This is a genomic window from Pontibacillus chungwhensis BH030062 (assembly GCF_000770675.1).
GTDB lineage: Bacteria > Bacillota > Bacilli > Bacillales > BH030062 > Pontibacillus > Pontibacillus chungwhensis.
In genome coordinates, this window is sequence record NZ_AVBG01000017.1 from 39,113 (window position 1) to 61,731 (window position 22,619).

The window sequence follows — 22,619 nt, forward strand, 5'->3', positions numbered from 1 at the left end:
TCTATGGGTGCAACCTTTTTTATATGAAATTATCCTTGGTCAGAATTTGATTCTGTATCTTCGGAAGTTGATTCTTCTTCAGCTTTCTTGTCTAAAATATCCTCTAAGCCCTCAGCTTTAACTTTAACATCAGCTTCTTCAATGAGCTTATCGATTGTTTTCTTCGCATTTTCTTGGTTAAGCTGGTTGGCCTTAAGGTCTTCTTTAATCTGGTCTTTCATTTCTTCTAAAGGCTTCACGTCTTCTTTCTCACGCTTGTCCGTAACTTTGATAATGTGGAAGCCGAACTCTGTCTTCACAGGTTCACTCACTTCACCTTTTTCAAGTTCATAGGCAGCATCTTCAAATGCTGGAGTCATTTTACCAGGACCGAAATAATCAAGGTCACCACCGTTTGAAGCGGAAGGTCCTTCTGAATACTCTTTAGCTAGGGCTGCGAAGTCTTTGTTACCTTCTTCGATTTTTTGTTTAACTTCTTTTGCTTTTTCTTCACTGCTTACAAGAATGTGGCTAGCGCGGATTTCTGTTTTCATACGATCATAGTAGTTCTGAACTTCTTCATCTGAAACTTCGATCTCAGCTTTTGCAGCTTTTTGCTGCATAAGGCTTTGTTCTACTACTTTTCTGAAGTCTTCTTCAGATTTGAAGCCCATTTGAGATAGGGCTTGGTCGAACTGACCGCCAACTTGCTCTTTGTATTTTTCTACTTCTTTTTCAATTTCTTTTTCCGTTACTTCATATTTATCATCAAGAACTTCTGTCACAACCATTTCATGAAGAACTTGTTCACCATAGCGATCCTTCAGTTCTTGGTAAAATTCATCTTTCGTGATATTTCCGTTCTTGGATTCAACGACTAAATCTTTGCTCGCTTCATCGTCCCCTTGTGTACCGGAACATGCGGATAAAGCTAATACACCTGCAGTAAGCGTCGTTGCCAAAGCAATCTTTTTCATCAGGTAAACACTCCTAATCATTTAATTGTGTCAAAAGTTTAGAGCCATATAAGTGCTCTTCATGAGGCGTTTTTTAAGCTTCGTGAAAGTAGCTCTTAGACAACCTAATCCTTGAAATAATATAACATACTGAAGGTGTAAAACACTAGGGCTATAGGGAATTGAAGGAAAACTTTTCAAAACCGGGTCATTCGCCTATCCAGACCAAGCCCCCCCTGCATATGATACGGTAGTAAGTTAGAAAAGGGGGTGGCTTCATGAGCAAAGGAGGTTACGGCGGCGGTTTCGCTTTAATTGTCGTTCTATTCATTTTGTTAATCATCGTTGGTGCATCTTGGTTGTACTAATCATCCCTGAGATCGGATATGAACAGAAAACCCTCTGCCAAATGGCAGAGGGTTTTTGTGTTCATATCCGATTTGGGGAGGGTCCGTTCCGGTTATTGAGCGGTGGGGGTGGATGGAAAACGACTCGCTTTCCGCGGGCGAGCTGTCGAGCCTCCTCGGGCAAAAAGCGCGCCCTGCGGGGTCTCACCGACCTCTTTCTCCCGCAGGAGTCTCCCCGTTTCCCATCCACCCCTTACGAAAATTTGACTAACGGACCACAAGCTGGAAAGTGAACGAAAATGTCCGCTATATCTCAACTATTTAGCATGTTTGTATTACATCACATATGGAAAAGGTGATTCGGAAGAGTGGATTACTGAAGTAGTAGGATTCCGTTAAAAAGCATGGATGGTAGCCTCACATATAATTTCTGTTTATTCCCATCTCCATTTCACATAGTTTGTTTTTCCGTTTAACCCAATAGGGAAAGGAGGGCCTGGAAACTGCGAGACTCCCGTGGGCAGAAGAGCCTAGGTGAGACCCCGGGAGCCGACTTTGCCGGCTGAGGAGGCTCACCAGCTCCCCACAGGAAAGCGAGTGGTTCCCAGGCCCTCCTTACACTCAAAAGAAGCAAACGGAAAAGGACTCTCAGCTATACAAAAAAACAACGTCTTCTATGCAAGAGACGTTGTTTTAGGTATACAGGATTTCGACGTAGGACGAAATCAATAGTATGGTGATTAAAATGTTAATCGTACGAAACACTTTTGGTTGCTTTTCAACAGCCATTTCCGTTTTAAGGCAAAGGGAATGGGTTAAAGAGTTAAAGACGAATAATATAAAAAGCGCAAATGGTACAAAGAATACTGACATAAATAGAAACCTCCTTTTGCACCTATGAAATTACTGTATCAAAAAAACAAAAAGTTGAACAGTAAAAATACTTATATGTATAGAAAAACCCTTTTAAATGCATTAGCAATGAGTACCATTCTGGAATAGTCTTCATTCCCTGCATCTAAAAGGGTCTACTGGGGTTACTTTTTGTATTTGTCAATTAAGATATCATACCCATCTCTTACATTCTCAATAATGCATTGTTTTGGTGCGCGCATAAATTGGTTAACGCACAAGAAATCTGTGAAAGATAGTCCAATATTAACGGCTGTGAACAAGATGATATAAGCGAAATAGTTTGGGAATACAAAGCTTGTAATCAATCCTGGTACAGATAATAGGACAGTTGGTGCTAGAGCCACCATAATGGACGTTGTTTTCGATAACGTTGAGCAAGTTCTATAGGAAAACGTAGGAATAACGCCTTTTTTTAATTTCCAGCGAACTCGAACACGTTTGTTCAAAAGTACAAGTGGAATCATATGCATCAACTTATGAATCGCAGGCAACAAGAACAATGAAGCTGCCAACGGAAGTAATCCGTAATCATGAACTTGATGACTTTGATGAACCATAGCCAATGGTACATAAAGCAGGATGAAAGATATGACCCCAAGAATTAAGCTCAATAAATAAATACGGTTAGAGCCAAATTCTTTCGTGATGTTAAAGGATTTCCAGCAGTTAAGATTCATAATCAATAACCCCCTTATTTGTGACAAGATATAGTCTTGTATAGTAAAATTTTTATAGTGAATGAATCGCTCAAATAAGATTGGCATATCGAATGATACGATGTTTTATAGAAGAAATCAATAGGCTTTTTATAAAAAAATAAAAAAGTACTCTAAGCCTTGGGGGATGTGCCTTGAAAAGGGATTAAATGATGGGTGAAAAGAGGGGGGAGTCCAGATGTACGAAATGGATTTAAACATAAAAAAAATAGCCTTTCAAGTGCAGTTGTTAACGAACAGTGAGCAAATGAAAGACTATCCTTTTACAAAAATGGTCATTGAACGAGGATTAACAGAAGAAGAATGGCAGGAGGTAATGATGCTATTAGCTACCTTAGATACTTCTTTTAAAGAAGAAGTAGAAGAAGGTTTGCTAGATTTTACGGACCTCCTGATTCATTTTGCGGGGATGTTAAACATGAAACTTCATCCGGATGAGGCCATTTCGGCCATAAAACAAGAAGGATATTATACTGATCTTATGAACGCATTCGAAAATGTTCCGAAGGGGGACTAGTTCTCCTCGTGATCTTCTCCACCCTTCACGGAATCGGTGAAAACGTTCTCTTTTTGAAATTCGGATTCGATGTTCATCATTGAACGATCGAGAATTTCCATGTATTCATCTCCGTATATCTCCCGAATCATCGATATTAACTCTATAAATTCTGGGTATTTGCCGTATATGTCTTTTAATGGCATACTGCCACGTATAACGGAATTGTTCTCTGGATTATAAGATTTCATCGTTTCCAAAAGAAGCTCTTCTCCTTCTTCAGTTAGCTCAATGTACGTATTACGCTTATCATTTTCACGTTTAGAGAATGAGAGTAAGCCTCGCTCTTCAAGCTTTTTGGAAAAGTTGAAGGCAGTTGAGACGTGCATAACCCCGAATTTAGAGATTTCAGAAACGCTTGCCCCTTTCAAATGGTGAGCAATCCACAATATATGATGTTCATTTATATTTAAATGAAAAGGTTTGATCCATTGTTGCCAATCTTTTTCAATCATTTTCCATAAGGCCTTGCTAAGTTGGGCCATTTTATGACTGTAAAGAATAGCTTCTTGGATTGTAGTATCATCTCTCATAACCTTCCCCCTCTCTTGATGATTACTAGATTTTTAGATTTATATGGACAGTATTCACCATTATTATCGCAAGAAAACCCTTATAAGAGAAGATCTAATGTGCACTTATAATAGGAAGTAATGCTTAAATAAGCGTTTAATCCCGTCATAAAGGGGTATTTTATAGTAAAGTTTTCTGTGAATAAGTAAAAAATTTTTTTTTGAGATAAAAAAAGACCCCGGTTCTAATGAAAGAACCAGGGTCTTGTTTATGAATCAGAAGTAGAGGGGTCTATTTCTGAAAAGGCTTTCGAAATTAAACAGTGAAAATTAATCATCTCATTTAATTTTTCTTCTAAATGATCTGCTTCTCCCGTTCTAATTTCCTTTCTCTCTTTCTTTAAAAGTAATCTAGTTTCTTCTAGTGAATGTTTTTGGCGATTGGCAGCGTCTAGCCATTTGTGGATGTATGAGGACATAAATTTGTTGAACAAGTCAGAGTTCGCGGTATAGAGGTCTTTGCGCACGCCCTTTTTCCAGACACGTTCAACTAAGTTGAGGTCAAGCAAGCTTCTAATACCTGTGCTCATCGACGTTTTGCTTTTTGCCAGTGCTTCACTCATTTCATCAAGAGTCATCGGTTCGCCTTCTATATAAAGGGTACTAAACAGTAACGCTTCTGAAGGTGTAAGACTAAACATCTCAATGGTTTTAGAGAATTCTGTTATTGCATGATACTGAACTTCACTCATTATACTGTTGTTCTCAGTTTCAGACATGAAGGAACCTCCTTCTCGTATACTACCCATCACATTACACTATTGCGATAAAATTTGGAAATATCAGATTGGGTAGCATTTTGGAGCAAAATGGAGTAATTTGAAGGTTTTATTCATGCCAGTATGTTCAGTTTAAACTGTACGAAAAATATGTTCTTAAATCAAAGAATTTATCGTTTGTACTAAACAAACAGACAGTATATAGTATAAAAGGTGAGTGATTGAACGAAACACAACAGAAAAATAGTTCATTAGAAATAGTAAAAATGTTTTAGAGGGGTGAATTTAGGTGCCGATCATCAAAGTAGAAAACTTGTCAAAGATTTTCGGTAAGAATCCTTCTCAAGCACAGAAGCTGCTTGATCAAGGACAAAAGAAAGAAGAAATTTTAAAGCAAACAGGAAATACAGTCGGTGTAAATAGAGCTTCCTTTGAAGTTGAACAGGGCGAAATTTTCGTTATCATGGGACTCTCAGGTAGTGGTAAATCAACACTTGTTCGATTGATTAATAGATTAATTGAACCGACTGAAGGCAGTGTATACATTAACGAAGAGAACTTAGCTGCAATGGATAGTAAAAACCTACGTCGTGTACGTCGCGAGAAAATGAGTATGGTATTCCAGCGTTTTGCTTTGTTCCCTTATCGAACCGTGCTTCAAAATACTGAGTTTGGTTTAGAAGTACAAGGTATTGATAAATCGGACCGTTCTAGAAAAGCAAAAGAGTCCTTGGAACTTGTAGGGCTTGGAAGCTTTATTAACCAGTTCCCAGGCCAACTATCTGGGGGAATGCAACAACGTGTAGGGCTTGCACGAGCTCTTGCGAATGATCCTGAAGTTCTGCTAATGGACGAAGCTTTCTCTGCTTTGGATCCACTTATTCGTAAAGAAATGCAAGATGAGCTTCTTGATCTACAAGAACGCATGCAGAAAACCATTCTTTTCATTACACACGATCTTGATGAAGCACTTCGTATTGGTGATCGCATTGCGCTAATGAAAGATGGTTCTATTGTACAAATCGGTACCCCGGAAGACATTCTAGTAAACCCGGCAAACGATTATGTAGAGAAATTCGTTGAAGATGTAGACCGTTCTAAGATTCTGACGGCGCAACATATTATGAAACGTCCTGAAACAGTGAATATTGAGAAACATGGTCCACGCGTAGCGTTAGAGCGCATGCGTGAAGAAGGTCTTTCTAGTATTTATGTGACAGACCGCTCTCGTAATCTAAAAGGTTATGTAACTGCTGACAATGCTTCTCAAGCTATAGAAGAGAATGTGAAGGATTTAACCAATGTAATTGAAACAAATGTGCCAACTTGTGATCTTGATACGCCAATGAATGACATTTTTGACATGATTCACAATTCACCTGTACCGATTGCAGTGGTTGAGGACGGGAAGTTACGCGGCATCATTGTTCGCGGAGCCGTCATTGGAGCACTAGCAGGAAGCGAGGTGTCGATCAATGAGTAATACTTTATTGCCAATGATTCCAGTAAAAACATGGGTAGATAACTCTGTGGAATGGATTACAGATACATTTGAGTTTGTATTTGATCCCATTAAGAATAATTTAGATTCCTTTATCGAATTCTTGAGTGAAACGTTGCAAATGATTAACCCGTGGATATTTATAGCAGTGATTGCGATCATTGCATTCTTTGTAACAGGGAAACGAATTGGTCTGGCTGCATTCTCGATTGTAGGTTTATGGTTTATTCTCAACCAAGAGATGTGGGAGCAGTTAATGGATACGTTCTCTCTTGTAATAACCGCCAGTCTGATTTCTGTCATTATCGGAGTTCCATTTGGAATTTGGATGGCTAAGAGTAACATAGTGCAGGCAATCCTTACGCCGATTTTAGACTTTATGCAGACTATGCCAGCCTTTGTATACTTAATCCCAGCCGTTGCATTCTTTGGTATTGGAATGGTTCCAGGGGTATTCGCATCTGTTATTTTCGCAGTACCACCTACAGTTCGTTTTACAAACTTAGGAATTCGACAGGTTTCGACTGAGTTAATCGAAGCAGCTGACGCCTTTGGTACAACAGGGATCCAGAAGCTATTTAAAGTTCAATTGCCAATGGCGAAAAAGACGATTATGGCTGGTATTAACCAGACAGTCATGCTAGCTCTTTCCATGGTTGTTATCGCATCCATGATCGGAGCAGAAGGTCTTGGAAAAGAAGTAATCACAGCCTTACAGCGTAATGATGTAGGTCTTGGTTTCGTAGCGGGTGTATCTATTGTAATCCTTGCGATTGTCATTGACCGCTTTACGCAAAGTTTGAATACACAAAAAGGTGAATAATGATAGTTTGTTTCTTCTTAGTTAAGAAGTTCAATAGAGTTCAATTAGTTACTATTTTAAAAAAAGGGGAGTTTTATTAGTATGCTTAATCTTAATTGGAAACGTCTAGGTATTGCAGCAGGATTATCATTGTCTCTAGTTGCTGCAGGTTGTGGATCAGATGAAGGTTCAGAAGAAGAAAATACATCAAGTGGAGACGGTGAAAACACGGAGCAAGCCGTTAATTACGGTGAAGAGCTTGATTATACCATTACAGGCGTAGATGCAGGAGCTGGCGTTGTAGGTGCTGCTAACGATGCCATTGAGACATACGGATTAGATGGTTGGGAAGTTCAAACATCTTCAAGTGGTGCTATGACACAAGCACTTACACAAGCGATCGAAGATGAAGAACCAATTATCGTTACGGGTTGGACGCCGCACTGGAAATTCGCTGAGTTTGACCTACACTACCTTGAAGACCCAGAAGGTGTATTCGGTGGCGAAGAACAAATCAAAACGATGGCGAAGCAAGGTCTGAAAGATGAGAAGCCAAATCTTCATAAAATTTTAGATCAATTCAACTGGACAGCAGCTGATATGGAAGCTGTGATGCTTGAAATTCGAAATGGTACTCCAGAAGAAGAAGCTGCTCAAAACTGGATTGATGAAAACCAAGATAAAGTTGATGAGTGGACAAAGGGTACTGAAGAAGTGGACGGTACAACAGCTAAGCTTGCCTATGTAGCTTGGGACTCTGAAATTGCTTCTACAAACGTTGTCGGTGAAGTTCTTCGTGAGCAAGGCTTTGATGTAGAACTTAGCCAATTAGACAACGGTGTTATGTGGAAAGCTGTAGCTGAAGGCGAAGCTGATGGAATGGTAGCAGCTTGGTTACCAGGGACACACGGTGATCTTTACGAGTCTTATGAAGGTCAATTAGAAGATCTTGGAGCGAACCTTGAAGGTGCTAAGATTGGTTTAGTCGTTCCGGATTACATGGACGTTGAATCAATTGAAGATCTTCAAGCTGAATAAAAAGTCTTAGTATCACATAGCCTGCCTACTTTTGTAGGTGGGCTGTCTTTTTAAACTGTTACATACACAATACATATCAAAGGAGCTATATCATGAATTGGAAAAAGCTTGGATTAACAGCAGGTTTATCATTGTCGTTGGCACTAGCTGCATGTGGTTCAACAGAGGACGACTCAAGCGGGGACTCAGGTGATACAAAGGCTTCAGTAGGTGAACAACTTGAATATACCCTTACAGGAATCGAATCAGGTGCTGGTATTATGGTCGCCACAGACAATGCATTAAAGGACTATGAGAATCTAGAAGGATGGGAAGTTTCTTCAAGCTCCTCAGCCGTTATGACAGAACAGCTTGGAAATGCTATTGATAACGAAGAACCGATTATCGTAACAGGGTGGACACCACACTGGAAATTTGCAGAATATGATTTGAAATACTTAGAAGATCCTAAGGAAGTATACGGTGGTACTGAACATATTAATACGATTGTACGTAAAGGGTTTGAGAAAGATATGCCGGATGCTGCAAAAATTCTTGATAACTTTAAATGGTCTCCAGAGGACATGCAAAGCGTAATGCTTGAACTTCAGGAAGGAACAGAACCTGTTAAAGCAGCTCAAAACTGGATTGAAAATAACCAGGATAAAGTGGACGAGTGGACAAAAGGTATTGAGGATGGAAGTGGTACAGTTCAACTTGCTTATGTACCATGGCAATCTGAAATCAGTTCAACACATGTCATTTCTGAAGTCCTAAAACAAAAAGGATTTGAAACAGATTTAACTCAAGCGGGAATCGGACCAATGTTCCAAGCAATTGCTGAAGGTGATTCTGATGCGATGACCTCTGCATGGTTGCCGCGTACTCACGGAGATCATTATGAAAGCTTTGAAGAAGAGTTCGTTGATTTAGGAGCAAATCTTGAAGGTGCTAAAATTGGTTTAGTCGTACCAGATTACATGGATATTGATTCAATTGAAGACCTAGAGCCAAAAGAATAATACAAAAGTAAAGGTGTACTCCCAAAGAAGGGAGTACACCTTTTTACGTTTAGATAAAACCTATTGTTGTTTAGCCTTCTCTTCGAGCTCTTTTAAGCTCTCTTCAATTTCCTGTAAGTGTTTTTGGATGTTTTTCTGGTGGGGTTCAATCGTTTGCTTCCAGCTTTCGATTGATTGTTTTACTTCCGTTGAGAGGTCTCGTAGTAACGAAGCACCTTCTTTAGATGTTTTCGCAATTTGTTCTGTCAGTTGTTTGCCTTCACCTTGCAAGTTTGCAAGGGTAGTTTTGAGTTGGTCGCTAGAATCTCTAACTTGTTGCCGTACTCTGTTTCCGGATGAAGGAGCAGACAATAATGTAGCTGATGCACTTACGACTCCTCCTACGACAAATCCAAGTAGTAATGATTTCCCTTTTCCCATAACCACAACTCCTTTCCTTACTATCTTCTATTATATCCGTTTTTCCTTTTTGTGTTGAGGTATAAACTTTATTTCTTGTAGAAAAGTCATAACAATACAGGAACAGCAGGTTGTGAAGCGGGGAGGAGTGACGAAAGAGGGTGTGGAAGTGACTAAAGCGAGCTCGGAGTGACGAAAGAGGGAGTCGGAGTAACTAAAGCTAGTGCGGAGTTGCGAAATAGGGTGTAGAAGTGACTAAAAATGAGTGCGGAGTGACGAAATAGGGTGTAGAAGTGACTAAAGCGAGCTCGGAGTGACGAAAGAGGGGATCGAAGTGACTAAAAACGAGTGCGGAGTGACTAAAAACAACTACGGAGTGACGAAAGAGAGGGCCAAACTGACTAAAGAGGAACTTGAATTTACAAACGTTCGTGTGAATGCTCAGAAGGTAAAGTGGTTCTCTGTAATCAAAAAAAGAGTGTGCTCCTTGTAAGGAACACACTCTTACCGTTTTATGCAGTTGCGATGCGGGATCGTTTTGAGATCTTTTCAACGATCGGGTAAATAACCGTCATGGCTACAGTGTTGAAGGCTGCCGTCGGCAGGACGATTGTTGCGTACATAATCATAAAGCTTCCTTCTACAAGACCAATAATGTTAACAGCTACAAATAGGAAAATAGCTCCGCTAATCAGTGTACCCACAAGGGTTACACTTGCAGCAAGGACTTTTCTATTTGTAAATTTACCTGCAGCCAATACAATTCCGAAAGCGACAAGCGCTGTTAAAGGCTTATCGATTAAGTTTGCAATCTGACCTCCAGGTAATCCCGTAGTTAAAGCAGCAATCGCTCCCGTAACGAGGGATAGAAGCATGACATATTGGAACTTAGGAAATAGAATGATTCCGAGGAACATCATGATCAAGAGCATATCAGGCTTCATCCCATTTACAATAGGTGGAGCGAAAATATGCAATACAGCACCAATCCCAACAATTAATGACAACAATACCAACACACGCGTGTCTAGACGACTCTTCACGTTACATCTCTCCTCTTCTAAACTAGTCTCATCTTACCTTCCAGCTGTGTCCTCTTGACCAACTGCGAAAGTCTAAATCTATTATAACAAAACTCTCTCGAAACCTAAACATCTCAGATTCTTACAGCTTGAAGTCTAACCGATGTTTGCGGCAATTTCTCCTGCGATTGTCTGTAGTTGCTCGGGCGAATAGGCGTCAGAGTGCTCTTCCCATTTCGCACCAAATCCATCATTCTTCCCGTATCGAGGAATAAGATGAATATGTAGGTGGAATACAGACTGTCCTGCTGCTTCTTCGTTGTTATTAAGAACATTTAACCCAACCGGCTCATAAGTAGCTTTAATCGCATTAGCGATTTTTGGAACACGAGAGAACACTTTCTCCGCTACATCAGAAGACGTTTCGTACACGTTTTTGACATGATCTTTAGGGATGACAAGTGTATGCCCCTTTGTAACTTGGCTAATGTCTAGAAAAGCATACACATCTTCATCCTCATACACTTTCGCAGAAGGAATCTCTCCATCGCGAATTTTACAAAAGATACAATCTTGGCTCATCTGATCTCCTCCATTTCAGCCCATGGCTATATTGTGTATATATCGTATCAGAAAACAGGACAAGTTCCAATTTGCAAGACGTGAATTTAAATTGAGCAAATGTTTCCGTTTGCCATGGTTGTGTGTAAGGTGGGCCTGGAAACCACTCGCTTTCCTGTGGGGAGCTGGTGAGCCTCCTCAACCGGCAAAGCCGGTCTCCGGGGTCTCACTAGACTCTTCTTCCCACGGGAGTCTCGCAGTTTCCAGGCCCACCTTTTCCGAACTAGAGGTAACGGAAACAAGCTACATCTAGATTTAAGGCCCAACTTAAGCCGCGGGGTCGTTAAACCAAATAATAGCAAGGGGTGTCTGGGGCACGGGGAGACTCCTGCGGGAGAAAGAGGTCGACGAGACCCCGCAGGGCATGTTTTTTGCCCGAGGAGGCTCGACAGCTCGCCCGCGGAAAGCGAGTCGTTCCCCAGACACCCCTATCCGCTCAACAAACGTACCGACCCTACTCCCATTTGATTTGTTCTCAACTATCATAACAAACAAAAGCAGAGTGCCTCATAAGAGACACCCTGCCTGTAAGAAGGTTTGGGAGACGTTGGTATCCTTAACGGATGTTTGGGAAACACTTTGACACGCGTGGGGCTGCCACTAGTGTACAGAGATCATCGAAATGGACTCTGTAGAAACGTGTCTAAAGCTCGCGAATATACCTGCTGTCAACACCTCATTTAGTGAATGCGTGTTTTTATAAAGCTCTTACCAGATGGTGGAGTTTATCTCAGCGTGGTCTTTCACAGACACCTCATTTCAAATTTTAAGAAGAACTTAAACCTTGAACGTAGTGAACAGTGATTTGCTCCTGGACAACGTCTCCCGTTGCCTTCAAGAGTATTATGGGCAGAATGGAACGATCTTATACAAAAAAGTAACGATTTTTTTGGCAAAGTGTCAGGGGAATGATAAAATTTGGAGAAGAAGAGAGGGATACAAATGAAATCACTATTACATATTCAAGATCTTGTAGGTGGATACACGCACAAAAATGTTTTACATGGCATTTCATTTGATATACAGCCGGGTGAAATTGTAGGCTTAATTGGATTAAATGGAGCCGGTAAAAGTACAACGATTAAACATATTATTGGGCTGATGCAAGCGAAACAAGGTTCTGTAACAGTTAACGGAAAAACGTTTCAGGAAGACCCTGAGGGATACAGAAGTCAATTCTCCTATATTCCGGAGATGCCGATCCTTTATGAAGAGTTAACACTGCGGGAACACCTTCGTTTAACCGCAATGGCTTATGGTTTAACAGAAGAGGTTTTTGAAGAGCGCTTACAGCCATTGCTAAAGGAATTTCGTTTAGAGAAGAAATTGGATTTCTTTCCTGTTCATTTCTCTAAAGGGATGCGTCAGAAGGTCATGATCATGTGTGCCTTTTTAGTGGAACCTTCTTTATATATTGTGGATGAGCCTTTTGTTGGGTTGGACCCGTTAGGTATTCAATCGTATTTGCAGTTAATGAACGAGATGAAAGACCAGGGCGCAGGCGTACTCATGTCGACACATATACTAGCCACAGCGGAACGTTATTGTGATCGATTTGTTATTCTTCATGACGGGGAAATTCGTGCTAAAGGAACGCTTGAAGAACTGCGCAAGTCTTTCTCTATGCCAGATGCGACGTTAGATGATCTCTACGTGCAGCTTACGAAGGAAGATGATCATGCTTAAGATTGATCCTCAAAAGCTGTGGCGGGGACGACTTGACTCTCATACAAAAGAGATGGGTCGTTATTTACGATTAATGTTCAATGATCATTTTTCTTTTGCTATGTTTTTCTTCTTAGCGGGTTTGACTTATAATTACCAGCAATGGTTGGCTACGTTAGACTCAAGTTTTCCAACGGCTCTTGTGATGGGAGTAGTGTTCGCAAGCCTTTTGACGTATAGCCCCATTCGTACATTTCTAAGGGAAGCCGACTTAGTCTTTTTACTCCCGGCAGAACATCGGTTGGCGAGCTTTTTTAGAAGTGGAATTCTTTATAGCTTCTTCTTACAAGTTTTTGGGTTGCTATTTGTCGTTGTCGCTTTCGGTCCGCTTTATTTTACAACGTATTCAGGAAGAGCGACGTCTGAATTTGTTTTATTTGGAATTGTGATTTTGATTCTAAAGGGATGGAACACGCTCTCTCATTGGTGGGAATTAAACAGTCGATTTGGGATGAGTGGATACATTGATCCAATATTGCGCTTTTTATTAAACGGGCTGACGATTTTATTCTTCGTTCGAGGAGACTGGATATTTGCAGGTGTAACCACCACCCTTTTCTTCGCTGTGATGATGTATGACTACAGCTTAGCTAAGAAGCGTAAGGGCATTGCTTGGGACTTGTTAATTCAAAAAGACCAGCAGCGCATGCAGGTGTTTTATCGAATTGCCAATATGTTTACTGATGTACCACACCTAAAGAATAGTGTGAAGAAGCGACATTGGCTCGTTCGTTTGATAAAAAAACCGATTCCGTTTTCAAGTGATAAGACATTTGATTATTTGTATAGAATTACGTTTATCAGAAGTAGTGATTACCTTGGGTTATATATTCGTCTTGTTCTAATTGGCGGGGCTTTCGTCTATTTTGTGCCGAACATTTGGATGAAAATTGCGTTTAGCTTCTTGTTTCTTTACTTAAGTGGCTTTCAGATGGTTACGCTTTGGCACCATCATAGAGACGTATTGTGGCTTGATCTTTATCCTTTGCGAATAGAATCGAAGAGAAAAGCTCTTACGAAATGGTTATTCCTACTGTTGATTGTGAAAACGGCATTATTAGGTCTTGTTTTCCTGCTTGTAGGGGAATTAATGGGGTTAGCCATCGTATTAGTTGGTGGGTTGCTCTTTAGTTACTTTATGTCTTACAAGTATTTAACAAAACGATTAACATAACACCTTGCCGGCCCTTAAAACATGATTGGGTCGGCTTTTTGTATAGGAGGAAGTTTAATGAGAACGCCTTATGAAGAGAGGAAACACCAGGAAGCTCTCCGCTGGGTAAAAGGCATGGAGAAGAGGAGCTCGATTGTGCAAAGGAAATCAAAAGTAGTGCAAACAACTATGAACAATTGGGTGCCTGAGCGTGTTCATAAAGTAGTATCACGAAGTGTGAAGCAAATGATTGAACTGTCGTTAACGAGTTCTCATTATATCTATCCGATTCAAGTGAACGATGCGTGGAGTCTAAAGGAGCGAGAGGAGCAAGTTGAAGCAAGGCTGAAGGATTATAAGCGTACCGCTGCACTAGAAGGAGCAGGCACAGGAGCTGGTGGCATTGTTTTAGGAGTTGCCGATTTTCCATTACTCCTTAGTATTAAAATGAAGTTTCTATTCGATACGGCCAGAATTTATGGGTTTTCGGTTGAAGATTATGAAGAGAGACTGTTTGTCCTGCATGTGTTTATGCTCGCTTTCTCAAGTGATGAGAAGCGCAAGGAGATTCTAAGGCGTGTGTTGAACTGGGAGCATGAAAAAGAAGGGGTAAAAGACGTAGACTGGAAGACGTTGCAACTAGAATACCGGGACTCGATTGATTTCGTTAAGATGTTACAGCTAATTCCTGGCTTTGGGGCGATTGTAGGTGCGTGGGCAAATACGAAGTTGTTGGAACAATTAGCGGAGACGGCTCAAAACGCCTACCGTCTCCGCATAATGGGTTACTGATGATTTTGTTGATAGACAACGTAAGACTGAAATAGTGTTTTCGCAGCAATAGGAAGGGCGCGTTCATCGATATCAAATTTCGGATGGTGATGAGGGTAAACGTGTCCTTCTTTTTGTGCGCCTGTAAAGAAAAAGGCACCAGGTCGCTCGAGTATATAATAGGAGAAATCTTCTCCTGTCATAACGGGTTCAACATACTGGGCCTGGTCAACGCCTGGTGTGTTAGAGGCACCTTCGATAACCATCGCGGCTTCCTCAGGATGATTTACCACTGGAGGGTATCCTTTCATATAATTAAATTCATAACTTGCGTCGTGTGTGGTGCAAACACCTTTAATGTGTTTTTCCATCTCACGAATAACGAGTTCTTGCACATCGGGACTAAACGTGCGAACGGTCCCTTTTAACGTAGCTTTATCTGCGATGACGTTAAAGGTAGTACCAGCTTCAAATGTACCGACTGTGACAACGGCTGATTTCAATGGATCGAGCTTACGACTCACAATTTGTTGGAGAGAAGTCACAAGTTCTGAGCCTATAACGATAGAGTCCTTCGTCTGGTGAGGCTGTGCCCCGTGGCCGCCTTGCCCTTGAATGGTAATTTCAAAAGCATCTGCTCCCGCGAAGAAAGCTTCAGGAGCGGTTTCAATGGTGCCAACTGGTGTGTTGCTCCAAAGGTGTGTACCAAATACAGCATCAACGCCTTCAAGAGCACCGGCCTCAACCATCTGCTTGGCCCCACCAGGTGGGGTCTCCTCGGCATGTTGGTGTAAGAAAATGATGGTGCCTGGTATGTCCTCTTGGTGAGACTTTAATGCTTTGGCAAGGCACAGTAAAGAAGCGGTATGGCCGTCATGCCCGCAAGCATGCATTACATTTGGAACTGTTGACTTGTAGGGAACGTCTTTTTCATCTTGTATAGGAAGCGCATCAAAGTCAGCGCGTAACGCAACCGTCTTACCAGGTTTCCCGCCTTCTAGTGTAGCAAGGATTCCGTTTCCTCCGACTCCTGTCTGATGGGGAATATCTAATTCTTTATAAAAATTTGATATATACTTGGATGTTTCTGTTTCTTGAAATGATAATTCAGGGTGTTGATGCAGGTAACGGCGAATATCGACCATTTCGTCATAATGAGCATCGATGTCTTGTAAGATTTTTTGTAAATCCATGGATTTCCCTCCTTGTGTTAGCCATATTATAACAAAGACGAAAAAATATGAATATACAGACAAATTAAAAGCGTTAGAGGCGTATTAGGTCCGTTACTTTAATAACTGCTTTGAGCTGGATGGGGGACAACTCGCTTTCCTGCGGGGAGCTGGGAAGCCTCCTCGTTCGCTTTCGCTCTCTGTGGGGTCTTCCCTAGTTTAAAAGTGCAGGCGTGGTGCCTGGGGCCGTAAGGATAAGACAGCTTTTTGGAAAAGGCGATTAGCCTTTGTAAAAAAGATGACTTATCTCGCTAGGTCCTCCACGCCGGAACTGGATAGGCTCCTTACCCCGCGGGAGTCTCGCAGTCCCCCATCCAGCGCTGGCTTTAGCAGTGCGAACGGAACGCCTATGAATGCTTGCCAGTAACCCTATCTAAATGAGAGAGAGCCAATGCGAACTTTATCTTGTTCTTTATAGAAAAAAGACTTGTCATCGGTAAAAAAAGTCACGATGCGTTTCATCTTGTCCGCACTAAAAAGCCGAACCGCTACATGCGGTTCGGCTTTTTTACTATAAAGGATTACCCTTATTGCAAACGTGGGTCTGCTAATAGACGGTCCATTTCTTCCATGTGGCCCGTTTCGTCTGCGATCATGTCGTCTAGTTTGACAACTAGTTCTGTGTAACCAAGTTCTTCGGCTTGTTCTTTACGCTCTTCGTAACGACGAATTGTGTCTTGTTCTGCGCGTTTTGCTTCTTCAAGCATATCTTTAACGTCTGATAGTTGTTTAACTTCAGCTGGTTTTGTAGTTGGTGTGCCACCTAGAGTTTTAATCTTCTCAGCTAGGTAAAGTGCATGACCTTGTTCATCACCAATTTCAGATTCGAAGAATGGTTTTAACACTTGATAGTAAAGTCCTTGAACGGTAGCAGCATTATATGTGTACATAATGCTTGCCGCATATTCGTGTGCTAAGTCTTCGTTTAAGCCATCAATTAGATTTTGTACTTTTTGATCCATCATAATCACCCCTGTTTAGATTTGTTCGTTGTGTATATCCTGTCGCACAATATCAATGTACCCTGATGAAAAAAAACTAAACATCTGTCTTAAGCCTTAGTAAAATAGATGAGAAAGGAGAGGAATAGAATGGAATCATATTTAAGTTTTTCTAAAAAGTCTTTGTACATTTTAGGGGTAGTCATACTAGGCGTGTCGCTCATGTTAATGGCCCTGGTGATGACAGAGCAGGCTGGTTTGATCGATGAATGGGCAGCTCAGTTTGCTGCTGGGTCAGGGAAGGGATTGCACCAATTCTTTTCTGTACTCACACCGTTCGGTTCAGGGAAGGTTCTTGGACCAGTCGCACTTTTCTTTGTCTTCTTAATAGGAGTCGTTAAGAAAGACTGGATCCAGGCCCTTATGATGTTTATAGGTGTACTAATGGGCTATGGGTTTAATATTGTATTGAAGAGTATGGTTGCAAGAGATCGTCCCGTTATTAATGAAGGGGTTGAAGGCTTTAGCTTTCCTAGTGGTCACGCAATGGTTTCGTTGATTTGCGCTGTACTGGCTTTTTATTTCCTGAGTAGAAAGGCACGTTCAAAGGTAGTGGTTGCGATAAGTTCGGTTGTGGGTTTTACCCTTGTATTCTTAATCGGAATCAGTCGGGTATTTGAAGGAGCTCACTATTTCTCAGATGTGTTAGCAGGCTTTACGTTTGGGTTTGTTTTTGCAGGCGTATGGATTGTGTTGTACGAATGGCTAGAGAAGAGGACCAATCTCCGTCTAGAGGCGGAGGAGAAGACCACCCGTAGCATGTTCTAAAAGATAAGTAAAAGCGCTAAGATAAATATAGAGATAGGGCTTACTTAGGAAAAGGGTGGTTACAATGAAACGCGTTAGTTTTACAAATTTTATTCTTGCTTTGGTATTGATTGTTGGTGGAACTTTCATATTAATGGCGAATCTTGACGTTATTTCCCTGGAAATGTGGCAATTATTTTCTTATAGTTATCCTTTTATACTCCTTGTTGTAGGGCTAAAGTTCATTCTAGATAGTATACTTAAAAGAGATGACCGCTTTGGGTTGGGAGTTTTAACTTCTGTGTTCGCTGCTCTTTTAGTTATGGATCGCTTTGAGTGGATTACCTTTACAGCGGGGGATATCTGGTTACTATGGCCATTAATCTTCGTCATTATTGGTTTTAGAATCTTTCTTTCAAAAGGGACGAAACCAAAAGTTGAAATCCGATTCGATGACGATCATCAAGATGAAAGTTTCAAAAGAAAGAAGAGTGCGATTGGAGATTACTCTTTCACGAGCAGTGATTGGGCAGTGGAACCGATGAACTTATGGAATGCGGTTGGGGATTACAAGTTTGATTTCACAAAGGCGTTTATTCCTGAGAAAGATACTCCCTTTAAGCTTTCAGGAATCGTTGGGGATGTGAAGATTCTAATGCCTGAAAATGTAGCCTTTCGAGTGGAGGCGAATGTGAAGACCGGTGATATACGTATTCTTGAGCAAAAGGCAGACGGATTTAATCGTGTCATGAGTTACCAGACACCTGATTATGAAACTTCAACACGTAAAGTTACATTCTATATTAACTTAAAAGTGGGCAATATACGCCTGGACCGAGTGTAGGTGATGAGAATGTTAAAAAGATTGAGTAGTGTTCGTTATGCTTTTATTCGCTCTCATTTTTATGGCATGTTTTTAACCGTGTTGATCTTAATGTCAGTTTTATTAGGTTTTTATGTGCTAAGAGAACCTGTTTGGTTGAGTCCAGGGTCCATTTTTTTCTTTGTTGGATTGTTTGTTATAGTATCAGGTCTCGTATCAATTTTTGTGGGGTTTCAGTCGAGCGGTGGCATTAAGGAAAATCTTGATGGAATGACAACGATGATCCGTGCATTAGCTCAAGGAAGCTACACTGCCAAAATTTATTTAAATACAGATGATGAATTCGAACATATAGCAGAAGAGTTAAATGAGTTAGCTGGAAAATTGCAAAGCCAAGTAAAATCCCTTCAGCGAATGGCAGATGAAAAATCAGAGTTTGCCAAGACCGCTCATAAGGCAGCCACGATCGAAGAAAGACAACGTTTAGCACGTGATCTTCATGACGCAGTAAGCCAACAATTATTTGCGTTAACCATGATGGCCCAAGCCACCGAGCGGTTATTTGATCAAGATCCTGATCGAGCAAAAGCGCAACTCGGGGAGATTACCTCTATGTCGCTTCAGGCTCAAACAGAGATGAGAGCCTTGCTTTTACATTTAAGGCCCGTTCATTTGTCGGGTGAGTCCTTGCATGAAGGAATACAAACGCTCATTCTTGAATTACAAGAGAAATGTCAAATCGAATTTTCTGTTGATCTAGATGACGCCGTCGCCTTATCTGATGGGGCGGAGGAGCACCTCTTCCGTATCGTACAAGAAGCCTTATCGAACATTTTGCGGCATGCTGAAGCATCCGATGTTCAAATCTCGTTAAAGGGCATGAATGATCAAGTGTTTTTACATATTAGTGATAACGGGAAAGGGTTCCATGTAAACCAAGATAAGAAAACCTCATACGGCTTGAAAACCATGCAAGAACGAACAGATGAAATTGGCGGTACGTTCGCACTTCGTTCTAAGCCAGGAGAAGGCACTTACATTGATATAAGAATACCAATTCAGGAGGCGGTTGCGGATGAGTGAGGCGATTAGGTTAGTGGTTGTAGATGACCATGATGTGGTTCGTAAAGGTGTTATCGCCTATTTAATGACAGAACCAATGTTTGACATTGTTGGGGAAGCGTCAAGTGGAAATGAGGGTGCTAAACTAGTTCTTAAAGAAAAACCTGATGTCGTGTTGATGGATCTTATGATGGAAAATGGGGATGGCATTGAAGCTACAAAGCAGATCATGAGTGAGCTCCCTGAATGTAAAATTATTATTCTCACAAGCTATTATGATGATGAAAAAGTGTTTCCAGCTCTTGAAGCAGGGGCTTTCAGCTATATGTTAAAAACATCTTCAGCAGATGAGATTGCTTCAGCAATTAAGAAGGCTGCAAAGGGTGAGACGCACATTGAACCTAAAGTAGCGAACAAAATGATGACACGCTTCCGTTCGAAAGAAAAGAAGCTCCATGATGACTTAACAGGTCGGGAGCTAGAGGTGTTGATGTGTATTGGGGATGGATTGACGAACCAAGAAATTAGCGAAAAGCTATTTATCGGAATTAAAACGGTTAAGACCCATGTAAGTAATGTTTTAAGTAAGTTAGCTGTGCAAGACCGTACTCAAGCGGCGGTCTATGCGCATAAGAATGGGCTCATTCGTTCAGAAGATTCATAATGGAGAGTCGAGTACAAAATCGTCATGATTTTGTACTCGACTTTTTAGTTGAGAGAAGAAATGGTGAGTGGTAAAGATGACCTTCCTCTCTTTTTACTAGAATCCGTGATTCACCTTTATTATACTGAAGGGAGAATGTTTTGAATTGGGGATGTTTTGATGATGAGTGAACGTGTGCAAAAGGTGCTCTTTTTTACTTGGGTAACGTCCGTTTTAGCGACATTTGGAAGTCTGTTTTTTTCAGAAGTGATGGACTTTATTCCGTGTGAAAAATGTTGGTACCAGCGGATTTTAATGTATCCACTCGTATTGTTATATGGAATCGCCTTAGCTCGTAAGGATCTTAAGTATGGAGCGGCAGGGCTTTTTATGAGTGGTTTAGGTGTTTTAGTAGCGGCTTATCATTATGGAATGCAAAAGCTACCATTTTTAAAAGAAGCAGGGGATGGGTGTAGCGTCGTCTCTTGTGGAAGTACGTATATTAATTGGGGAGGATTTATTACAATCCCTCTACTATCTTTTATAGCTTTTACAATTATATTTGTTTGCCACTTGTGGATGGTTAAGAACAATAAATAAGAAATGGCCCTGTGCTTTTTGAAGCACGGGCCATTTTATTTTTAGGTTACTTTTTGTGAAAATCATAGCGAGCTTCTAAGCGTTCTTGGAATGTGGCGATGATGATGCAAAGGGGCCAATATATAAAGGCTACCAGCAGGTAAAGCGTCATGGCATCTCCTGTGCGTCCAATCACAATTTTGGCGTGTTGAATCATTTCAGGAACAGAAATAATTGCTGCCAGGGATGTTGCTTTGACTAAATCAAGCATTACATTAGTAAGAGGCGGTAAGGCGATTCGAGTGGCTTGCGGGACAATGACAAATCGTACCGTCTGCCAGTAACTGAGCCCTAGTGCTCTCGAGGCTTCCCACTGTCCGTTTGAAACACTTTTTAATGAAGCGCGTATGATTTCTGCGTTGTAAGCAGCACTATTTAAACCGAACGCTACGACAGCTGAGGTAACGGCCGACATGGAAATTCCAATGAAAGGAAAGCCAAAATATAATAGAAAGAGAAAGACAAGAATGGGTGTGCCTCTCATAAAGGAAATATAGAGCCTCGATGGCCAGCGCAAGTAAAAAGCAGAGGAAGAGCGGCCTAATGATAGAAAGAACCCTAGAAAGAGACCAATTGCCATCCCGGCTAAGGAGATGGCAATGGTGTAAGGGAGTCCCTCTAGAACAGTAGGTAAGCTCTCCCACGCAAGACGCGGGTTGAAAAGCTTATCTAGTTCCATTTCTAGAAAAAAAGTAGGACTTATCATAAATGATCAACGCCTTTAAGAGTCTAAGCCTTCGATTTCAGTGATCTCACCTTCAGGCTGTTTAGAAGCGTCTTCCCCAAGGAAGAATTTCTTCGACAGCTCTGTAAGTGTCCCGTCTTCACGTAATTCTTCAAGCGCTTCATTCATTTTCTTTTGAATTTCAGTGTCTTCTTGCTCGAGTAGAATCGCTTGTTTCGTAGGGTGAACTTTAATGTCTGGGTGAAGGACTAGATCAAACTGAGGAAAAGCATTAATTCCTAGCTTGGATAGGTAGTAATCGTTAATGATTACGTCTGTCTCTCCTCTGTCTACGTCACGAAGATAGACATCGTTCGTGGCGTTATCGTATGTTACGACTTCAGCATCGTAATGACGTGCAATATCACTAAATACAGAGGTGGCCGCCCCACCAGCACGCTTGCCTTCTAGGTCATCAAGTGTTTCAATGCCGCTTAATCCATCTTCACGCACAACCAATGTCGTATATGAATATTTATATGGCGTCGTAAACGCATATTTTTCTTCACGTTTATCGGTTACTTCTATGTCGTTAATCGCTGCATCGATGCGTCCGCTGTTCATAGCAGCAAACAAAGCGTCAAATCCCATCTCTTGAAACTTCACATCAACGCCAAGCTTTTCTCCAATCGCACGCATAACTTCTACGTCATAGCCTGATAGTTCATCAGAATCTTTAGGATAGTAAGAGGTTGCTACTAGGGTGCCAGATGTCCCGACTACAATCTCTCCTTCTTCCTGTACTTTATCCCAAGTAGTCTTTTCTTTCGCCTTCTCATCGCCCTCAGTTGAACCACAAGCGGCTAATATGAAAACAAAAGCCAAACTTACTACAAACATAAACTGTTTCTTCATAGTTGAACGTTCCCTTCATGTTGATTAGATATAAAAACCTATCTAACTATAACAACATAATCTCTCAATTTCAAAAGAAAGAAATTTACAATTCTCACAA

The 22,619-nt window shown here is 41.1% G+C and carries 26 protein-coding genes; 14 read left to right on the plus strand and 12 right to left on the minus strand.

What is annotated here, in order from left to right; genetic code table 11:
- Positions 1-29: 29 nt before the first annotated feature.
- Positions 30-956 carry a peptidylprolyl isomerase gene (locus tag N780_RS17020; protein ID WP_036786832.1) on the minus strand — a complete coding sequence of 309 codons (927 nt, stop codon included), beginning with the start codon at positions 954-956 and terminating at the stop codon, positions 30-32.
- A 257-nt stretch (positions 957-1,213) separates the two neighbouring features.
- Between N780_RS17020 and N780_RS17025 the strand changes: the two genes are divergently transcribed.
- Positions 1,214-1,303: a YjcZ family sporulation protein gene (locus N780_RS17025; RefSeq protein WP_036786834.1), complete on the plus strand. Its 90-nt coding sequence runs from the start codon at positions 1,214-1,216 to the stop codon at positions 1,301-1,303.
- A 672-nt stretch (positions 1,304-1,975) separates the two neighbouring features.
- On the opposite strand, the gene N780_RS17030 is transcribed toward N780_RS17025, so the two are convergent.
- Both N780_RS17030 and N780_RS17035 read right to left on the minus strand, forming a co-directional pair.
- The gene (locus N780_RS17030; RefSeq protein ID WP_036786836.1) at positions 1,976-2,155 is read right to left on the minus strand and encodes a hypothetical protein; all 180 of its coding nucleotides are present in this window, start codon (positions 2,153-2,155) and stop codon (positions 1,976-1,978) included.
- A 164-nt stretch (positions 2,156-2,319) separates the two neighbouring features.
- Complete coding sequence (locus N780_RS17035) at positions 2,320-2,874, minus strand: DUF3267 domain-containing protein (protein ID WP_036786838.1); 555 nt, start codon at positions 2,872-2,874, stop codon at positions 2,320-2,322.
- A 217-nt stretch (positions 2,875-3,091) separates the two neighbouring features.
- On the opposite strand from N780_RS17035, the gene N780_RS17040 reads away from it, so the two are divergent.
- Entirely contained in the window at positions 3,092-3,430 is a 339-nt protein-coding gene (locus N780_RS17040) for a DUF1878 family protein (RefSeq protein ID WP_036786840.1), read from the plus strand.
- Here N780_RS17040 and N780_RS17045 read toward each other — a convergent pair.
- Positions 3,427-4,002, minus strand: coding sequence for an HTH-type transcriptional regulator Hpr (locus N780_RS17045; protein ID WP_036786842.1), 576 nt, complete (start codon positions 4,000-4,002; stop codon positions 3,427-3,429). The two genes, N780_RS17040 and N780_RS17045, sit on opposite strands and share 4 nt — an antisense overlap.
- Positions 4,003-4,250: 248 nt before the next feature.
- Positions 4,251-4,760, minus strand: a complete 510-nt coding sequence (locus N780_RS17050; protein WP_052115145.1) for a GbsR/MarR family transcriptional regulator — start codon at positions 4,758-4,760, stop codon at positions 4,251-4,253.
- A 289-nt stretch (positions 4,761-5,049) separates the two neighbouring features.
- Between N780_RS17050 and N780_RS17055 the strand changes: the two genes are divergently transcribed.
- The 4 genes from N780_RS17055 (at position 5,050) to N780_RS17070 (ending at position 9,102) form a co-directional block, all read left to right on the plus strand.
- Positions 5,050-6,243 (plus strand): quaternary amine ABC transporter ATP-binding protein, encoded by a 1,194-nt coding sequence (locus N780_RS17055; RefSeq protein WP_036786844.1) that lies wholly within the window; start codon positions 5,050-5,052, stop codon positions 6,241-6,243.
- Positions 6,236-7,084 carry an ABC transporter permease gene (locus N780_RS17060; protein ID WP_036786846.1) on the plus strand — a complete coding sequence of 283 codons (849 nt, stop codon included), beginning with the start codon at positions 6,236-6,238 and terminating at the stop codon, positions 7,082-7,084. The genes N780_RS17055 and N780_RS17060 overlap by 8 nt, the downstream gene beginning before the upstream one ends.
- An 81-nt stretch (positions 7,085-7,165) precedes the next feature.
- On the plus strand, positions 7,166-8,101 hold the full coding sequence (locus N780_RS17065) for a glycine betaine ABC transporter substrate-binding protein (protein ID WP_036786848.1): 936 nt from the start codon (positions 7,166-7,168) through the stop codon (positions 8,099-8,101).
- Between the two features lie 92 nt (positions 8,102-8,193).
- A complete protein-coding gene (locus N780_RS17070; protein WP_036786851.1) occupies positions 8,194-9,102 on the plus strand; it encodes a glycine betaine ABC transporter substrate-binding protein in 909 nt (302 codons plus the stop codon).
- Between the two features lie 60 nt (positions 9,103-9,162).
- Here the strand turns inward: N780_RS17070 and N780_RS17075 are convergent, their stop codons facing one another.
- The 3 genes from N780_RS17075 to N780_RS17085 all read right to left on the minus strand — a co-directional run bounded on the left by N780_RS17075 (position 9,163) and on the right by N780_RS17085 (position 11,105).
- Positions 9,163-9,522 carry a YtxH domain-containing protein gene (locus tag N780_RS17075; RefSeq protein ID WP_036786853.1) on the minus strand — a complete coding sequence of 120 codons (360 nt, stop codon included), beginning with the start codon at positions 9,520-9,522 and terminating at the stop codon, positions 9,163-9,165.
- A gap of 491 nt (positions 9,523-10,013) precedes the next feature.
- Positions 10,014-10,544: a tryptophan transporter gene (locus tag N780_RS17080; protein WP_036786855.1), complete on the minus strand. Its 531-nt coding sequence runs from the start codon at positions 10,542-10,544 to the stop codon at positions 10,014-10,016.
- 135 nt (positions 10,545-10,679) lie between these two features.
- A complete protein-coding gene (locus N780_RS17085; RefSeq protein WP_036786857.1) occupies positions 10,680-11,105 on the minus strand; it encodes an HIT family protein in 426 nt (141 codons plus the stop codon).
- A gap of 981 nt (positions 11,106-12,086) precedes the next feature.
- Here N780_RS17085 and N780_RS17090 point away from each other — a divergent pair.
- Genes N780_RS17090 through N780_RS17100 form a run of 3 tightly spaced genes read left to right on the plus strand, consistent with a single transcriptional unit; the run spans position 12,087 to position 14,814 of the window.
- On the plus strand, positions 12,087-12,830 hold the full coding sequence (locus N780_RS17090; RefSeq protein ID WP_036786921.1) for an ABC transporter ATP-binding protein: 744 nt from the start codon (positions 12,087-12,089) through the stop codon (positions 12,828-12,830).
- Positions 12,823-14,043, plus strand: coding sequence for an ABC transporter permease (locus N780_RS17095; protein WP_036786860.1), 1,221 nt, complete (start codon positions 12,823-12,825; stop codon positions 14,041-14,043). The genes N780_RS17090 and N780_RS17095 overlap by 8 nt, the downstream gene beginning before the upstream one ends.
- 57 nt (positions 14,044-14,100) lie before the next feature.
- Entirely contained in the window at positions 14,101-14,814 is a 714-nt protein-coding gene (locus N780_RS17100; RefSeq protein WP_036786863.1) for an EcsC family protein, read from the plus strand.
- On the opposite strand, the gene N780_RS17105 is transcribed toward N780_RS17100, so the two are convergent.
- Positions 14,808-15,986, minus strand: coding sequence for a M20 family metallopeptidase (locus N780_RS17105; RefSeq protein WP_036786865.1), 1,179 nt, complete (start codon positions 15,984-15,986; stop codon positions 14,808-14,810). The genes N780_RS17100 and N780_RS17105 overlap by 7 nt on opposite strands.
- A gap of 566 nt (positions 15,987-16,552) precedes the next feature.
- Positions 16,553-16,987 (minus strand): ferritin-like domain-containing protein, encoded by a 435-nt coding sequence (locus N780_RS17110; protein WP_036786867.1) that lies wholly within the window; start codon positions 16,985-16,987, stop codon positions 16,553-16,555.
- A gap of 129 nt (positions 16,988-17,116) precedes the next feature.
- On the opposite strand from N780_RS17110, the gene N780_RS17115 reads away from it, so the two are divergent.
- The 5 genes from N780_RS17115 to N780_RS17135 all read left to right on the plus strand — a co-directional run bounded on the left by N780_RS17115 (position 17,117) and on the right by N780_RS17135 (position 20,901).
- Entirely contained in the window at positions 17,117-17,794 is a 678-nt protein-coding gene (locus N780_RS17115; protein ID WP_052115146.1) for a phosphatase PAP2 family protein, read from the plus strand.
- Between the two features lie 64 nt (positions 17,795-17,858).
- Positions 17,859-18,617, plus strand: a complete 759-nt coding sequence (liaF, locus tag N780_RS17120; protein WP_036786870.1) for a cell wall-active antibiotics response protein LiaF — start codon at positions 17,859-17,861, stop codon at positions 18,615-18,617.
- 9 nt (positions 18,618-18,626) lie between these two features.
- Positions 18,627-19,679 (plus strand): sensor histidine kinase, encoded by a 1,053-nt coding sequence (locus tag N780_RS17125; RefSeq protein ID WP_036786873.1) that lies wholly within the window; start codon positions 18,627-18,629, stop codon positions 19,677-19,679.
- Positions 19,672-20,322 carry a response regulator gene (locus tag N780_RS17130; RefSeq protein ID WP_036786875.1) on the plus strand — a complete coding sequence of 217 codons (651 nt, stop codon included), beginning with the start codon at positions 19,672-19,674 and terminating at the stop codon, positions 20,320-20,322. Before N780_RS17125 ends, N780_RS17130 begins: the two co-directional genes overlap by 8 nt.
- Before the next feature lie 162 nt (positions 20,323-20,484).
- A complete protein-coding gene (locus tag N780_RS17135; RefSeq protein ID WP_084599716.1) occupies positions 20,485-20,901 on the plus strand; it encodes a disulfide oxidoreductase in 417 nt (138 codons plus the stop codon).
- 46 nt (positions 20,902-20,947) lie between these two features.
- Here the strand turns inward: N780_RS17135 and N780_RS17140 are convergent, their stop codons facing one another.
- Both N780_RS17140 and N780_RS17145 read right to left on the minus strand, forming a co-directional pair.
- Positions 20,948-21,646 carry an amino acid ABC transporter permease gene (locus tag N780_RS17140; protein WP_052115147.1) on the minus strand — a complete coding sequence of 233 codons (699 nt, stop codon included), beginning with the start codon at positions 21,644-21,646 and terminating at the stop codon, positions 20,948-20,950.
- A gap of 15 nt (positions 21,647-21,661) precedes the next feature.
- On the minus strand, positions 21,662-22,519 hold the full coding sequence (locus N780_RS17145; RefSeq protein WP_036786881.1) for a transporter substrate-binding domain-containing protein: 858 nt from the start codon (positions 22,517-22,519) through the stop codon (positions 21,662-21,664).
- Positions 22,520-22,619 lie beyond the last annotated feature (100 nt).